Origin of the sequence: Enterococcus sp. BWR-S5 (assembly GCF_016745255.1) — a bacterium.
GTDB lineage: Bacteria > Bacillota > Bacilli > Lactobacillales > Enterococcaceae > Enterococcus_L.
Genome location: NZ_JADOEQ010000001.1, coordinates 491,759 through 505,813, shown reverse-complemented (window position 1 = coordinate 505,813; position 14,055 = coordinate 491,759). Strand labels below are relative to the sequence as shown.

Here is a 14,055-nt window from a genome sequence, read left to right as displayed (position 1 = left end):
TTTTATACCTGTTCTATTTTATCTAAAAAACGCATAATAATCAATCAATTTTATGGCAATATTTGTAAATTCACTTTTTCCGCCTTAAAAATATGGGTTTTGTAGAAGAATTCTTATTGTTTTAGTATTTTTTACTACTCTGTATTAGTAAAATTCTCATCCTGTTTGATACACATTTCACAAACTATCATTTCAATGCTTTTTTCGACAGCTCCTCATGAAACGAATAACTTTTTCCTGAGATAATTACAACGATTTCTACAGCCTCTTCTGTTTTCTGATACTCTAAGACACCCGTTGAAAACTCCTGCCTGCCTTTGTCTTCCAGCTGGCTGACACTCTTGATTTCAGCCAGAAACATCGCTTTCATGATTTGGGCAGTATAAAAATTCTGTGTACTCTCTGTGTACGAATGCGTCAATCGATAGTCCGTGACCATTAATAGGAATAGTTGTGTAAATAAATAAAAAAAGAGGAGCACAGCCATCATTACGCTCCCCTCATACTTTCTCGTCAGCATTCGTCATCTCCTTCCCTCTCTTACTCAATAAAGATGCTCCTATCATTTATATAGGTAATAGAGCTTCTCTATATTGACCATCTTCAAAATGCAACTGAAGTTCAATTTTTCGATCAGTCTGTTTAAATACAGCTGAATCTACCTTAGTCAGCATCGGTTGATAACCGCCATTCACAGTTTTGATGATTTTTTGTTTCTTGTGTTCGATTCTTACAGTATATTCACGGATTGAATCATAGAAAGTTAAAGAATCGGATTCAACTGAAACAAGCTCACACCCTTCTAGCTCATTTTCAAGCTGAATCAAAAATATATGCCATTCCTTTTCGGAAGTATTTTGCAGGTGTCTGCTTAGTACCTGTACATTTTTGATGTATCCGGAACCCAATAGACAGATGACCGAAAAAAGAAATAATGCCAACAAACACTCCAAGAGAGTAAAGCCGATAAAGCGGCTCCTTTTGTCATCGACGCTCGATGGAAAAAATAGCCTTTTCATGTCTAATCTCCGCCTTTATCCATTTTTCTTCCTCTTGAACAATCGTGACATAGTAATTCTTTCCATTTCGGTGAATCTCTTGCGCATCGACCTGTCCGTATTTATCAACATACATCATTTCTTCATAGAGTACCCGCTGCATCAAAAGTTCGTTGTTTAGATTTAAGGTTTTACTGAAAAGAATATGATTGACTGAAAGGAGTCCGCTAATCACCGCAGTCATCATCGATAAAGCAATAAGACTCTCTGCAAAAACATAGCCTTTAAAGTTCACTGATTTTTTTAACATAGCGCCCACTTCCCATTTGAAATTGATAATCAATCCGTCGTCCCTGTTTTTTCCATATAAAACTATATTTGGATAATTTCCCATTATTTCCAGTCCTCTGCTTGAAGACAATTTTTTCCGGTCCAACAGCCTCCAATGTCGTTGGGATGGTCAATACTTCCTTTCCATAAGCCGAGGTAAACACCAAGCAATCCGCTTCAGCAAAATGAATCATTGTATCCTCACTCCCCGTAACAGCCAGCTGTTGTGTTTGCAGCAGATGCCTTTCAAAGCTCCCAAAGAATTGACCAATAAGGATGTTTTCCTGGCTTCTTTCCATCAAAATAGAAGGGAGGCCAATCAACAATGTAATGACAAACAAAACTAAAAGCGTTTCAATCAATGTAAAGCCGGCAGACCTATTTATTCGCTTTATACTTATCATATTGCTCCTGTGTGATATAACCTTCGGAAAGTAAGGTATCAACCGTTGGTATCTGATCGTTTTCCAAACGATAAACATCCATCTGTGTTTCAACAACTTTGATGATTGCTTCATTTCCCTTTTTATCAATACTATCCTTTTGCTTCGATAGGTTTGGGGCAAATAGTAGAATCAATACTGAGATAATCAGTAAGACAATCAGCATTTCTAATAGTGTGAAGGCCTTCAATGGCCGCTTAAGTACTCTTGTTGTTTCTAACGCCCGCCACTTCATTTCGACTCTTTTTTTATTCATAGATTTTCTATCCCTCCATATATTGGTAATAGCATCGCCGCATAGATACCTACCACAGCCGCTGCAATAACTAAAAAAATAATTGGTTGAAACCATTGAATCAGCTTTTCAAGTCTTACAAAAAAATGATTTCGACATAGTTCACTATATATTAATAGCTCTTTCCCTAAGTTTCCTTTTACCTCTCCCTGTTGAATAATTAGTGCCAATTCGTCAGCAAAGAACGGATACTCCTCAAGCTGCTGAGAAAACGCTTCTCCTTCAAGCAGCCTCGCTTCCATTTGCTTTGACAACTCCTTCATCAAGGATTCATTTACTAATTGGCTCATTACTGTAATGATATGCTTAATCTCCATTCCCTGATCAAAAAGCTTCCCCCATTCCAACGCAAAATAGCCGGAAATATATTGTACGTAATAAGATTTTATTCCGGGTATCCGAGAAATAATGGTTGCTCTGCCCAGTGCTGATCTCCTTTTTAAAAATTGAGCTGCACTAAAATATGTGACTCCGCTGACTAAAATAAAACCGCCAATAAAATATGGGCTTGTCTGTACAAGCTGTACACCTAGATTATCTGTCGCAGTCAAGCCGCTCATTTGTAGCTGCGGCAACAGAAACTGCCTCATACCAATCAAGGCGGAAAAAAGAAAAACCAGCAAAATCATCGGGTAAAGTAAAATCTTTCTCATGTTTTCTCTCTGCTTTTGTATAGTAGCTAGATGTCGTTCTATTCCCGCCAATGTTCCGGAAAGGTTGCCATGACTTTGAGCAAATTCAATTTGTGTGATAATTTCCGTTGAAATGCCCAGCTCAGACAAGGATTTCGTCAGCTCTTCCCCACGATTCAGCTCCTCAAGTAAAAAATCAATTATCTTTTCCGGAAGAACTCTTGTCTTCTTCATAAAAGAAAAGCTTTGATTAACTGAAAAACCATTGTTAAGGAGCTCTGCCAGAAGCTTAAAGAAATCTGCTGATTGCTTCTTTGACAGACTAATGTCTTTGCTCTTTAAAAAATACGTTTTTGTCAATAAACCCATACGCCCATACCTTCCTAAGCAGTTGATTCCAGCTACTGCTCCTTTCTTCAAACAATGAATATTCCATCAGCAACGCTGGCTGCTCGCCACTCACAGTCATTACTGGAATCAAGCGCTGATAGATAACGCTTCTCAAACATTCCTTTAGCTCCCGTTCCTGTACGCCAAGCTCAATCAAACGCTCTGTTACACCGGCTATTCCCCTACTGTGAACGGTAGCGAAAACCGTGTGTCCGGTCAAAGCGGCTCTGATTGCTGCCTTTGCTGTCAGTGAGTCTCTAATTTCTCCAATAATCAATATATCTGGACGATGCCTCAAGCAAGCCTTTATTAAAACATCATAGGTCAACTCAATCTTCGTGTTGGTCTGAAGCTGGAGAAATGATTCCTCTTCGATTTCAACAGGGTCTTCAATGCAGATTATCTGGCTGTTTCTTCGATTTTCTTTTGCCAATTTGTACATCAAGGTGGTCTTTCCAGAGCCTACCGGTCCACAAAATAAGTGAAGTCCATCCTTTTTGACACCGCCTCTGATTTTTGTCAGCTGGTGGGGTAGCAAGTAACTTTCCTGACTGTCTCCAAAATAATGCAAAAAACGGATAACAATGCTCTCTCGTTGCTTGAAATCACCAACTGTTGACAGCCGCAGCCTTCGTTCCTGTTCATCTATCAAATAGCTGACTGCGCCAACCTGTGCTTTTCTTTTTTCTCCTACATCCATCTGTCCAATAAACTTAAAATGAAAAATCAGCTTTTCTCCGTATTCCTTTGACAGTTGTCTGTACTTTTTCTTCTGCTGAGCTATTCTGAATAAAACATCGTAACGATCCTGGTTCGGTAGAATGTAAAGATCCTGCGCTCCATTGCGAACTCCCCATTCAATCAATTTTTTAGAAAAGTCTTTTATATCCATGATATCCTCCTCATATATAAGCTACGCAAAAAGAAAGGAATGCAACAAAAAAAGCCAAGAAATTCTCTTGGCTTTGGCTGCTTATCTATTCTACTTTTTATTCTGGATAGACCATCTAGCTTTATCTATATTGAAAAGTAATCTTTCATTCATTTATAAAAAAAAATGCATATTATTTCAATCTAAATAGTAAATATCTTGCATAAAGTAATATGGCAGACGTTATCGAAATAACGTCTGCCATATTACTAAGAGTTTTAATGCACTATCTTCCCCAAAATAGTTTATTGCTTTTATATGTATATTATACTAAAAATTTTATATTTGTAACTTTCAAAAATTGTCTAATTTGTTGAAATTTTTGAGAAAAGAGCTTTTATCTGAATAAAGTAGATAAAAGCTCAAGTCGTTTACCAAGAGAAACCCTTATGTTTCCTACATTTGTAGTAAATAAGTACAGACCATTTTCTCAAAATTTTCGTCCGAAGTAACATTTTTTTGATAAAATGAAAACTAATTAATTGGATTTTATTGACCGTAATAAGCATTTTTCCCATGTTTTCTAAAATAATGCTTGTCTAAAAGGTACTGAGGAATCGGTTTAATTGTACGATTAATCCCTTCTGTTTGTAAAGCCATTTCTGCTATCTCATCTAAAACAACACTATTCTCAACTGCTTTTTGCGGATTTGCTCCCCAAGTAAACGGTCCATGGCCATAGACAAGGACACCTGGAACCGCTTCAGGATCAATAGACAGCTCTTTAAAGGTTTCAACAATCACTTGCCCTGTCTCCACTTCATACGAAGTCTTAACTTCCTCTTCTGTCAGCTGTCGTGTACATGGGACAGCACCATAGAAGGTATCGGCGTGCGTCGTTCCATAAGCAGGCAGCTCTCTTCCTGCCTGAGCCCACATTACTGCATGTTTCGAGTGGGTGTGCACAACGGAGTGAATTTCCGGAAAGGCTTTATATAGAATGACATGTGTTGCCAAATCAGAAGAAGGCTTCATTCCTTCCTCCAGCACTTTTCCATCTAAATCAGTCACAACCATATCATCAGCTTTCATTTTACTGTAGGGTACGCCGCTTGGTTTAATAACAATAACCCCCAGCTCCCGATTAATTTCGCTGACATTCCCCCATGTCAGCTTTACAAGCCCGGCTTTAGGCAATGCCAGATTCGCAATAAAAACGCGTTCCTTCATTTTTTTTAGTTGTTCATTATTCAAGATATCCTGCCTCCTTTAAGTAAGGAAAAAGAAAGTCCTTTGCTCTTTCAATCTCTTCTTCAGGTGTTTGACTGGTCTCGCTCCACATTTCGATTAAAAACGGACCATTGTAGTCTAGTCGTTTTAAGGTTTTCAAGCAGCCGAAGAAATCAACACAGCCATCACCAAACGGTACTTCCTTAAATTTTCCGCTAAATTCATCAGTTACAGCTAATGTATCCTTCAAGTGAATCGCTGATATCTGACTAATTCCCTTTTCAAGCTCATAGCCGATATCATTTTCAGGCCAAGCAGATAAATTACCTAAATCAGGGTACACCTGTAAATAAGGAGAAGGGATTTGTTCCTTTATTTTCAAGAACTTTGAAATGGAGTTGATAAAGGCATCATCCATGATTTCAATAGAAAGCACGACTTCTTTTGACGCTGCCATTCCTACCGCCTTCTTCAAATTTTCAACAAAATAATTCCTAGAAGCAATTGTCTTTTCCTCATAATAGACATCATATCCTGCTAGTTGAATGGTACGGACACCTAAATCTGAAGCTAAATCAATCGCCTGCCCCATGATTTTCAGCGCATGCTCTCGTGTTGCTTTGTCCTTTGAGCCGAACGGAAAACGACGGTGACCACTCAGGCAAATCGATAGGATTTTCACCCCTGTTTCATGAATCGCATCAATTACCTGCTTCCGTTCTTCTTTTGTCCACTCAAGTCTGGATAGGCGCTCATCCGTTTCATCTACAGACATTTCGACAAAGTCAAAGCCAAGCTTTTTAGCCATGGTTAATCGTTCGTGCCAACTGATTCCCTTTGGCAATGCCTTTTCATAAATTCCTATTGTTGCCATTCAGTCACCCCCAAATACGGTTAATTTCAGATTTGAATGCTTCGGCAGCAGCTTTGGGGTCATCTGCAGCTGTGATTCCTCTACCTGTAATAAACGTGTAAACCTCTACACCCTCAAACAGCTTCAATGTGTCAACATCCAAACCACCTGTTACAGAAACTCTAAAGCCCATTTCAATCAGCTTTTTAACCTTTGATAGGTCTTTTTCGCCCCACGTTTCTCCGGCAAATAGTGCATCACGGCTTTGATGATAAATTGCCTGAGAAATGCCGGCGTCCAGCCATTTTTGTGCTTGTTCGTAGGTCCAATCACCATACAATTCGACCTGAACCTCCTCTACTTCCTTGGCCGCAGCTGCCATAGTAGGAATTGTGGCACAGCAAATGACTGTCATCCAATCCGCTCCGGCATCTGCACAATTCTTAGCTACAGTTCCCCCGGCATCTGCACATTTTGTATCTGCAATAATCTTCTTATTTGGATAAAGTGCTCGTACACAACGGATTGCTTCCTCCCCTGCTTGTAGACAAAGGATTGTTCCTACTTCTAAAATATCAACAATTTCTCCGACATTCTTCACGTCTGCCAAAGCACTTGGCAAATCTGAATGGTCTAATGCTACTTGTAAATTGGGTATTCCCATCTAATTTTCCTCCTAGCTTCACTCTCTCTCCCAAGTGGGCTGATTCGATTGAGTGCTCTAAAATTTTTTCTACTGCATCTCTTTGTTATAAAGCTTGGTGAGTGGATATTTACCATCCACTCACCAATTTTTTTCTATTTATATTTTTCTTCCAAGCTTGTTTCTTTCACTTTCTCCTGTACCTCTTTGGCTGACATAACATTACGAATACCGATAACCGTGATTCCTTTTTCCTTTACTGCATCAAACATATTCAAGAAGTTCATCGGTGTAAATACTACATCATATTGCGCAGCAGAGCTTTTTCCTTCTGCAATTGAGCAATGGTGGATTTTGGTAATCTTGAAGCCCATTTCCGTCAGACCTTTTTCGACACTTCTCATCATCATTAAGCTTGTTCCAGATCCATTCGCACATGATACTAATACTCTCATTATAAAAATCCTCCTAAAAATTATTTTTTATTTGTTGGCTGTCTCAGGCAGCCATTTTCTTAACGTACTCATCATAATCATCTACAATCAGGAAATAGCCTTCCGGATTTGCTCGATATTGAAGCTGAGGAATGGCAAGGAATGCTACTACTACCACGGCAATACCTGCATATCCTAAGAACTTCATGACAACGGTTGCCAACGGCCAGACAGTCGCCCAGTCAAACATTCCCAGATAACCGCCATATTGAGCCAGTCCTACAAATGATGCAATCAAAGCTGAACCAATAACCTGAATAATTCCTGAAAGGAATGGGAAAATACAAGCAGCCTTCACGCCGCCCCGATTATTTGCAAATAACGCAATTGCTGCATTATCAAAGAATAACGGGATAAATCCGGCAATGACGATAACCGGTGATTTAAGCAGTATCAGTAACCCTATTGTTAGGAACTGTCCTAGTGCACCAAACAGGAAGCCGATAGTTACCGCATTAGAAGAACCAAAGGCTAGAGAAGCAGAAACGTCAATCCCCGGTACAGCTCCCGGCAGCAATGTATTGGAAATCCCTTGGAAGGAAGCCGTCAGCTCATCAACGAAGGTCCGAACACCTAACTGCAGAATTGCCAGATATACAGCAAAGTAAAGTGACGTTTGCAAAATATAGAAGAAGAAGCTTTGTCCTTCTACCATGAAGCCAGCACTAATCAAATAATCCTGTCCTAAAACAACCATAATCACACCAAAGAAGAACAGCATCAGAATGGATGTAGAAACCATGTTCTCATTGAATATTGACAAGAATCCCGGGAAGTTGATATCTTCAATTCGCTTATTGTTCTTCCCTTTTTTCATTTTTTCAGCTAAACGTGCGAAAATGTAAATACCAAACATCTGTTGATGGGCAATCGCAAAGCCGGCCCCTTCTGTCAGCTCCTGAGTAATACCAACAGTAAGGTTTGAGCCAACAGCCCAGTAGCAGCCTAATACCAGACCCATTACCAATAGAATTTCTACTCTTCCTAAATCAGGGAAGCAGAACAGCAGCAGCCAAAATGCCGTTGCCGCCTGCTGGATTTGTACATTCCCAGTTGTAAAGACAGCCCGCAGCTTAGTATATTTTTTGAAGCGAACCAATAGAATATTCATGACGAAAGCAATCAGCAGTAAAATCATCGTATCACTGAAGGTTCTGCCAAATGTTTCTTCAATCCCTGCTGTTACCGCGTTTTGACCAAAATATGGGTCGATAACCATTGCATCCAGATTGAAACGTTCTTTCAGACCAACTAAAATCGGTCGAAAATTATTAACAAGTCCACCCGACCCGACACTCAAAATCAAGTAGCCGACAGTCGCTTTTAAAAATCCAGCAACACTTTCATAAAAAGGTTTTTTCAACAACATATAACCCAATAACACAATAAATCCAATCAAAAATGCCGGCTGCGTTAAGATATTCGCAGCAAAATAATCCCAAATACCTAATAAAAAGTCTAAAACCTGATCCATTTTACCCCTTCTTTCTTATAGTTGATATTTCCCCATAACCTGCTTATAATCCTCCATCGACTCAATTGCAGATAAGTCTTCAATCAGTCCATCTACCATCAGCATTTCAGAAAGGTTTGCGATGTTCTGCATATGCTCTTCGCTATTCTTCGCTGCTAAAGTAAAAAACAGCTTGGCATTTTTTTCAGGATTTCCTTCTTCAAAAACAACATCTTCCGGCATTTTAGTAAATGCAATCCCTGTACCAAACACTCCTTCACTTTTCTCAGAAGAATGCGGCATCGCAACTCCCGGAACGATTACGATGTATGGGCCAAACTCATTTACACAAGAGATAATCTCGTCTACATATGTCTGATTGATAATCTTTTTTTCTAAAAAATTTTCACAGCTGATCTTCACTGCTTCTTCCCAATTTTTCGGTACTCTGTCACTAAAACGGACTAAATCATTTTCATAAAAATATTTCAGCATTGTGAATCCCCTTCCATTTTTTCTATTGGAAATCAGAACGTACTGCATGAACAACAGTCATTCTGATTTCCAACAACAAACTAACTTACAACGATTACGTCTCGAACCTTTTATAGGAATGATGGGAATGGCGTATCGTTTTCTACTGTAAAGACATCATCAAAGCCTCTGTAGAAATTGAATTCCATTTTATCCTTGTCATTTGGATAGGTGAATTTACCGCCCACTTGCCAGATGAATGGTTTAAACTGATAGTTCAAACGATCTTTTTTAAACTTCCAAATTTCAGTGATTTCCTTTGGATCTGCCATGAAATTTGCCCAGATATCATAATGCACCGGAATGACAACCTTTGCATTTAGTGATTCTGCCATCCTCAGCATATCAACAGAAGTGACCTTATCTGTAATTCCACGAGGGTTTTCTCCGTAGGCGCCGAGGCAGACATCAATCGTGTGCTCGTTGCCATGCTTCGCAAACATATTTGAGTAATGAGAGTCTCCGGCATGATAAATATTTCCGCCAGATGTTTCAAATAAATAGTTCACTGCAATTTCATCCATATCCTGAGGCATTTTTCCTTTTAATGTTACTTCCGGATCTTCACAAGTCACCAAAGCAGTTCGATCAAAGGCTTCTAATGCAACAATTTCAATATCCTTTACAGCTACACGATCCCCAGGTTTTACGATTAGGGTCTTCTCTTCAGGAATTCCCCATTTCAGCCAAGTATTTACAACTTCCTTGGGACCGATAAAACGAGCCTGTGGACAATTTTGATGAACGGCTGCTGCTGTGTTAATGTCCAAATGATCTGAATGGATATGTGTCACAACCAGCGCATCAACATCCTTTACAGCAAATGGATCAATGACAAATGGCTGTGTGCGTAGATTTGGCTGCATGTTTTCACAACCGCTCATCCGCATCATCTGATGCCCTTTTTTCATCTTGCCGTTTCCATGGCTTTGCTTCCCGGTTCCGCACCAAAGGTCACAAAGAATATTTGTTCCTTCGTGAGATTTTAGCCAAATACCTGTACAGCCTAGCCACCACATTGCAACTGTTCCCTGTTTTACCTCTTCACGTTCTATTTCTTCGTTCAGGTATGTGCCCCACTCCGGAAATGTACTTAAAATCCAACTCTCTTTTGTTACATCATGAATCGTTGCCATATGCTACCTCCATTAGTTTGATTCTGTTCAGTTTTCGTTTACAGCTTTATTCTACAATAAATTTAACCGTTTTCAATCTCTTTTTACGATTATTTCTTCTTTTTAAGAACGTTTATATATTTTTAAGTCCATTTATCGATTGTTTAACTTTTTATAATATATTTTAAGAACGTTTTATGCTATTATTACCCTTGAGGTGAGGAAAATGAAAAAAATATTCTGGACAAGTATTTATAGTGGAAAAAAACTTTTATTGTGGTGTGTTTATTTGATTTTCGCTGTGTATATTGGTAACTTAATCATTACAACAGAGCAAATAGGTGCGAAGATTATTTTTGCAATCATTGGAGGAATTGTTCTAACTATTATCTTATTGTTTGAATATTTGAAACGAACATATGATCATATGATTTACGCATTAACAATTGATTGCTCCATTCCACAGGCAGAAGCCTTAAAACAGCAGCTGTTGAAAAAAGATATCTTTCATGGATTTACACGCTCCATTTATATTTTTGATGCGCTCTTATTGCTGGATAAAGGTGAGTACCAAGCCTGTCTCGAGCATTTGGCTGCTCACGAAGCATTCTTCCGTTCAACCTATGATTACCTATTTATTTACTACCACACCCAGCTTCATTGCTACTATTTTCTAAATAAGAACGAACAGGCACTTCAAGTCTTGGAAGCTATTGTTAAGTTGAAAAAGCTAAAGAAAAAACAGCTAAGCGGATTATACTCTTGGCATGAAATTGAAGGAATTAAATTCTCGCTTCAAGGAAGAAACAAAAAAAGTCTTGAAGCCTTTGAAAAAGTCGATACAGCGCTTTTAAATAATCGAGAACAAGCGTATTTATACTATATGATGGGATGCAGTCAGCACCATGCTGATAACCATACTGAAGGAAACAGACTAATAAAGAAAGCCCGTACACTTGGGAAAACCCTCTATATAAAAACAGTTTAAATATAAGGAGAGAGAACTATGAAAAGCTCTTATAAAGTCATACAGGACAGGCGTGAACAAATAATGGATCTTTTAAAGGAAAAATTAACTGTTTCGGTAAAAGAAATCAGTGAGTTTCTAAAGGTTTCTGAGATTACTGTTCGTCGTGATTTAACCGCCTTGGAAAAAATGGGCTTGATTGTACGAGAACACGGCAAAGCCCAAATCATCCAAAAAGAGAATGGCGAAATTTACAACAAAGAACTGGAAGCTCTGAAATGTACCATAGCTCAACGAGCAGCAGCATTCGTCAAAGAAGGAGATACGCTGTTTATCAATACCAGCTCCACTGCTCTGGCAGCAATCAAAAAGCTTGAAGAAAAACGAGTGACTATTGTTACAAATAATGTGAAGGTTGCAAATATCGATCATCATCCAAACTCGACAGTCATTCTTTCCGGTGGAGAAATTCGTTTTCCAAAGGAGGCACTTGTTGGTGATATTGCGATTGAATCTTTCTCAAAAATGTCTTCGGATATCTCTATCATTGGCTGCTCCGGCTTAAGCCTTGAAAATGGTATTACCACTCCTGTATTACATGAGGCAAAAATCAATTCCTTAATCATTGAACGAACCAAAGGACCTGTTGTTGTTGTTGCTGACTATCGCAAAATTGGGTTCTCTTCAAACTTTACCAGCGGAAATATCAAGGATATTGATTACCTGATTACAGACAGCTTTGCACCGCCGGAAGCTATCAAAGCGTTCGAAAAAGCAGGTGTACGAGTGATTCAAATTGAGATTTAGCAAGAAAAGCTGCACGAGCTTAATCAGCTCCCAAACAATAAAACGAAAATAACACATAGTATCCATTACTATCAAAAAGCGAGAAAAACTGGGAAACTCCCTCTGTTTTTCTCGCTTTTATAATCGATATTTCTATAAATTTATAATATCCAAGCTTTCTCGTTTCCTGTATACTATTTTAAAAGAAACAGCACATGTTATATTCGCACATAATGCTGGACTCATACTTTGAAAGGAGAACAACTACCATGGCTATTACTCTGGAACTGGCTACTCAGTTAGATATTGATGAACTGGATAAGCTATATACCACAACCATTGACTATTTAAACCAGTATACCAATCATCCCGGTTGGCAAAAAGATGTTTATCCAGTCAGAGAGACAGCTGTCACCGGTATTAATGAAAAAAACCTTTATGTTGTTCGCCAAGAGAACCAAATCGTTGGTTCAATCATCCTCAACCACAAGACTGAACCTGCCTATCAACAAGCGAACTGGTCAATTGATGCAGATGATAAAGAAATCATGGTTGTCCACACCTTCGTGGTTCACCCTAATTTTTCAAAACAGAGAATCGGTGAAGAAATACTACTGGCAGCCTGTGAATTGGCTCTGGAAAAACAAATGAAAGCCATTCGATTAGATGTTTTCAGAGGAAATGCGCCTGCAATCCGTCTTTATGAAAAATGTGGATTCAGCTACGTTGACACTGTTGACTTAGGGTTGAGTGACTATGGCTTGGACTACTTCAAGCTCTATGAAAAAAATTTTTTATCTCTTTAAAAGAAAAGCTGTTGACGGATTTCGAGATTCATTCTCAAAAACCATCAACAGTTTTACTTTTTTAAACATTTACTTAGCAGCAACTTTCTTTTCTTTTTTAATCTGCTTACTTCTCAGCTGCCCGCAAGCAGCATCGATATCAGTACCATGCTCTTTACGGATGACACAGTTGATGCCATTTTTCTTCAGTACATCATAGAACCTCAATACATCTGCTTTTGTGCTGCGGCTGTATTGGTCATGTTCACTGACAGGATTATAAGGAATCAAATTGACATACGTCAGCTTTTTCTTGTCTTTCAAAAGATCCGCTAACTGCTGTGCATGCTCCGGTCGATCGTTAACACCATTCAGCATAATATATTCAAACGTGATTCGACGATTCGTTTTCTCAATATAGTTGTCGACAGCCCCCATCAGCTTTTCAATTGGGAAACTGCGGTTGATTCGCATAATCGATGTTCTGACATCATTATTCGGTGCATGAAGAGAAATCGCCAAGTTTACCTGTAAACCATTTTCTGCGAATTCATTGATTTTCGGAACTAGTCCACTTGTTGAGACAGTGATATGACGAGCACCTATTGCCAAGCCTTTAGCGTCATTGATGACATGCAAGAAGTCCATCAGGTTGTCATAATTGTCAAATGGTTCTCCAATCCCCATAACAACAACATGGCTGACACGCTCATCCTCTTGACGTTCATCAAAGTAATGCTGAACCTCCATGATTTGAGCAACAATCTCTCCTGCTGTTAAGTCGCGTTGTTTCGTTAGCAGACCGCTGGCACAGAAGGTACAGCCGATATTACAGCCGACCTGTGTCGTCACACAGACTGACAGTCCGTATTCCTGACGCATCAGCACAGTTTCAATCATATTCTTGTCCGGCAGTTCAAAAAGATACTTCACTGTTCCATCCTGTGATTCCTGGATAATCACCTGCTTCAATGGATTGATGATGAAGTTTTCTTCCAATACTGCGATCAGCTGTTTTGATAGATTCGTCATTTCACTAAAGCTGCGAACGCGTTGAATGTATAGCCACTCCCAAACCTGTGTCGCACGAAACTTCTTTTCACCATGTTCGATAAACCAGTTGATTAATTCTTCCTTTGTAAATCCATAGATGGATATCTTTTCCACTTGTTTTCCTCTTTTCCTCAAGTCTTCGTTTCATTACTATAACGCATTCTCTTAGGCAATGCAACAGGA

At 39.0% G+C, this 14,055-nt stretch carries 18 protein-coding genes; 3 read left to right on the top strand and 15 right to left on the bottom strand.

Features of this window, described 5'->3' with window-relative positions:
* Positions 1-187: 187 nt before the first annotated feature.
* The 14 genes from comGG to ulaG all read right to left on the bottom strand — a co-directional run bounded on the left by comGG (position 188) and on the right by ulaG (position 10,302).
* Positions 188-520 carry a competence type IV pilus minor pilin ComGG gene (comGG, locus tag IW510_RS02595; protein ID WP_202056524.1) on the bottom strand — a complete coding sequence of 111 codons (333 nt, stop codon included), beginning with the start codon at positions 518-520 and terminating at the stop codon, positions 188-190.
* A 46-nt stretch (positions 521-566) separates the two neighbouring features.
* Positions 567-1,019 carry a competence type IV pilus minor pilin ComGF gene (gene comGF / locus IW510_RS02590; protein WP_202056523.1) on the bottom strand — a complete coding sequence of 151 codons (453 nt, stop codon included), beginning with the start codon at positions 1,017-1,019 and terminating at the stop codon, positions 567-569.
* Positions 985-1,308, bottom strand: coding sequence for a hypothetical protein (locus tag IW510_RS02585; RefSeq protein ID WP_202056516.1), 324 nt, complete (start codon positions 1,306-1,308; stop codon positions 985-987). The genes comGF and IW510_RS02585 overlap by 35 nt, the downstream gene beginning before the upstream one ends.
* The gene (gene comGD, locus IW510_RS02580; RefSeq protein ID WP_202056514.1) at positions 1,283-1,732 is read right to left on the bottom strand and encodes a competence type IV pilus minor pilin ComGD; all 450 of its coding nucleotides are present in this window, start codon (positions 1,730-1,732) and stop codon (positions 1,283-1,285) included. Before comGD ends, IW510_RS02585 begins: the two co-directional genes overlap by 26 nt.
* Positions 1,707-2,006, bottom strand: coding sequence for a competence type IV pilus major pilin ComGC (gene comGC / locus IW510_RS02575; RefSeq protein WP_202056611.1), 300 nt, complete (start codon positions 2,004-2,006; stop codon positions 1,707-1,709). Before comGC ends, comGD begins: the two co-directional genes overlap by 26 nt.
* Before the next feature lie 17 nt (positions 2,007-2,023).
* Positions 2,024-3,067, bottom strand: coding sequence for a competence type IV pilus assembly protein ComGB (comGB, locus tag IW510_RS02570; RefSeq protein ID WP_202056512.1), 1,044 nt, complete (start codon positions 3,065-3,067; stop codon positions 2,024-2,026).
* Positions 3,021-3,980, bottom strand: a complete 960-nt coding sequence (gene comGA / locus IW510_RS02565; protein ID WP_202056508.1) for a competence type IV pilus ATPase ComGA — start codon at positions 3,978-3,980, stop codon at positions 3,021-3,023. The genes comGB and comGA overlap by 47 nt, the downstream gene beginning before the upstream one ends.
* 528 nt (positions 3,981-4,508) lie before the next feature.
* Positions 4,509-5,213, bottom strand: coding sequence for an L-ribulose-5-phosphate 4-epimerase (locus IW510_RS02560; RefSeq protein WP_269091993.1), 705 nt, complete (start codon positions 5,211-5,213; stop codon positions 4,509-4,511).
* The gene (locus tag IW510_RS02555) at positions 5,206-6,063 is read right to left on the bottom strand and encodes an L-ribulose-5-phosphate 3-epimerase (RefSeq protein ID WP_202056505.1); all 858 of its coding nucleotides are present in this window, start codon (positions 6,061-6,063) and stop codon (positions 5,206-5,208) included. The genes IW510_RS02560 and IW510_RS02555 overlap by 8 nt, the downstream gene beginning before the upstream one ends.
* 4 nt (positions 6,064-6,067) lie before the next feature.
* On the bottom strand, positions 6,068-6,706 hold the full coding sequence (locus IW510_RS02550; protein ID WP_202056504.1) for a 3-keto-L-gulonate-6-phosphate decarboxylase UlaD: 639 nt from the start codon (positions 6,704-6,706) through the stop codon (positions 6,068-6,070).
* A gap of 134 nt (positions 6,707-6,840) precedes the next feature.
* Positions 6,841-7,140: a PTS sugar transporter subunit IIB gene (locus tag IW510_RS02545; protein WP_202056502.1), complete on the bottom strand. Its 300-nt coding sequence runs from the start codon at positions 7,138-7,140 to the stop codon at positions 6,841-6,843.
* 43 nt (positions 7,141-7,183) lie between these two features.
* Positions 7,184-8,653: a PTS ascorbate transporter subunit IIC gene (locus tag IW510_RS02540; RefSeq protein WP_202056501.1), complete on the bottom strand. Its 1,470-nt coding sequence runs from the start codon at positions 8,651-8,653 to the stop codon at positions 7,184-7,186.
* A 15-nt stretch (positions 8,654-8,668) separates the two neighbouring features.
* Entirely contained in the window at positions 8,669-9,127 is a 459-nt protein-coding gene (locus tag IW510_RS02535) for a PTS sugar transporter subunit IIA (protein WP_202056500.1), read from the bottom strand.
* 110 nt (positions 9,128-9,237) lie between these two features.
* Positions 9,238-10,302 (bottom strand): L-ascorbate 6-phosphate lactonase, encoded by a 1,065-nt coding sequence (gene ulaG / locus IW510_RS02530; protein WP_202056499.1) that lies wholly within the window; start codon positions 10,300-10,302, stop codon positions 9,238-9,240.
* 205 nt (positions 10,303-10,507) lie between these two features.
* On the opposite strand from ulaG, the gene IW510_RS02525 reads away from it, so the two are divergent.
* The 3 genes from IW510_RS02525 to IW510_RS02515 all read left to right on the top strand — a co-directional run bounded on the left by IW510_RS02525 (position 10,508) and on the right by IW510_RS02515 (position 12,840).
* Positions 10,508-11,269, top strand: coding sequence for a hypothetical protein (locus tag IW510_RS02525; protein ID WP_202056498.1), 762 nt, complete (start codon positions 10,508-10,510; stop codon positions 11,267-11,269).
* An 18-nt stretch (positions 11,270-11,287) separates the two neighbouring features.
* Complete coding sequence (locus IW510_RS02520) at positions 11,288-12,055, top strand: DeoR/GlpR family DNA-binding transcription regulator (RefSeq protein WP_202056496.1); 768 nt, start codon at positions 11,288-11,290, stop codon at positions 12,053-12,055.
* Between the two features lie 248 nt (positions 12,056-12,303).
* Entirely contained in the window at positions 12,304-12,840 is a 537-nt protein-coding gene (locus tag IW510_RS02515; RefSeq protein WP_202056494.1) for a GNAT family N-acetyltransferase, read from the top strand.
* A 69-nt stretch (positions 12,841-12,909) separates the two neighbouring features.
* Here IW510_RS02515 and rlmN read toward each other — a convergent pair whose 3' ends face one another.
* The gene (gene rlmN / locus IW510_RS02510; RefSeq protein WP_202056492.1) at positions 12,910-13,986 is read right to left on the bottom strand and encodes a 23S rRNA (adenine(2503)-C(2))-methyltransferase RlmN; all 1,077 of its coding nucleotides are present in this window, start codon (positions 13,984-13,986) and stop codon (positions 12,910-12,912) included.
* Between the last annotated feature and the right edge of the window lie 69 nt (positions 13,987-14,055).

What these genes read in the sequence shown, in the direction of transcription:
- comGG (WP_202056524.1), bottom strand. Translation starts at nt 520, where the DNA reads ATGCTGACGAGAAAGTATGAGGGGAGCGTAATGATGGCTGTGCTCCTC.
- comGF (WP_202056523.1), bottom strand. Translation starts at nt 1,019, where the DNA reads ATGAAAAGGCTATTTTTTCCATCGAGCGTCGATGACAAAAGGAGCCGC.
- IW510_RS02585 (WP_202056516.1), bottom strand. Translation starts at nt 1,308, where the DNA reads ATGTTAAAAAAATCAGTGAACTTTAAAGGCTATGTTTTTGCAGAGAGT.
- comGD (WP_202056514.1), bottom strand. Translation starts at nt 1,732, where the DNA reads ATGATAAGTATAAAGCGAATAAATAGGTCTGCCGGCTTTACATTGATT.
- comGC (WP_202056611.1), bottom strand. Translation starts at nt 2,006, where the DNA reads ATGAAGTGGCGGGCGTTAGAAACAACAAGAGTACTTAAGCGGCCATTG.
- comGB (WP_202056512.1), bottom strand. Translation starts at nt 3,067, where the DNA reads ATGGGTTTATTGACAAAAACGTATTTTTTAAAGAGCAAAGACATTAGT.
- comGA (WP_202056508.1), bottom strand. Translation starts at nt 3,980, where the DNA reads ATGGATATAAAAGACTTTTCTAAAAAATTGATTGAATGGGGAGTTCGC.
- IW510_RS02555 (WP_202056505.1), bottom strand. Translation starts at nt 6,063, where the DNA reads ATGGCAACAATAGGAATTTATGAAAAGGCATTGCCAAAGGGAATCAGT.
- IW510_RS02550 (WP_202056504.1), bottom strand. Translation starts at nt 6,706, where the DNA reads ATGGGAATACCCAATTTACAAGTAGCATTAGACCATTCAGATTTGCCA.
- IW510_RS02545 (WP_202056502.1), bottom strand. Translation starts at nt 7,140, where the DNA reads ATGAGAGTATTAGTATCATGTGCGAATGGATCTGGAACAAGCTTAATG.
- IW510_RS02540 (WP_202056501.1), bottom strand. Translation starts at nt 8,653, where the DNA reads ATGGATCAGGTTTTAGACTTTTTATTAGGTATTTGGGATTATTTTGCT.
- IW510_RS02535 (WP_202056500.1), bottom strand. Translation starts at nt 9,127, where the DNA reads ATGCTGAAATATTTTTATGAAAATGATTTAGTCCGTTTTAGTGACAGA.
- ulaG (WP_202056499.1), bottom strand. Translation starts at nt 10,302, where the DNA reads ATGGCAACGATTCATGATGTAACAAAAGAGAGTTGGATTTTAAGTACA.
- IW510_RS02525 (WP_202056498.1), top strand. Translation starts at nt 10,508, where the DNA reads ATGAAAAAAATATTCTGGACAAGTATTTATAGTGGAAAAAAACTTTTA.
- IW510_RS02520 (WP_202056496.1), top strand. Translation starts at nt 11,288, where the DNA reads ATGAAAAGCTCTTATAAAGTCATACAGGACAGGCGTGAACAAATAATG.
- IW510_RS02515 (WP_202056494.1), top strand. Translation starts at nt 12,304, where the DNA reads ATGGCTATTACTCTGGAACTGGCTACTCAGTTAGATATTGATGAACTG.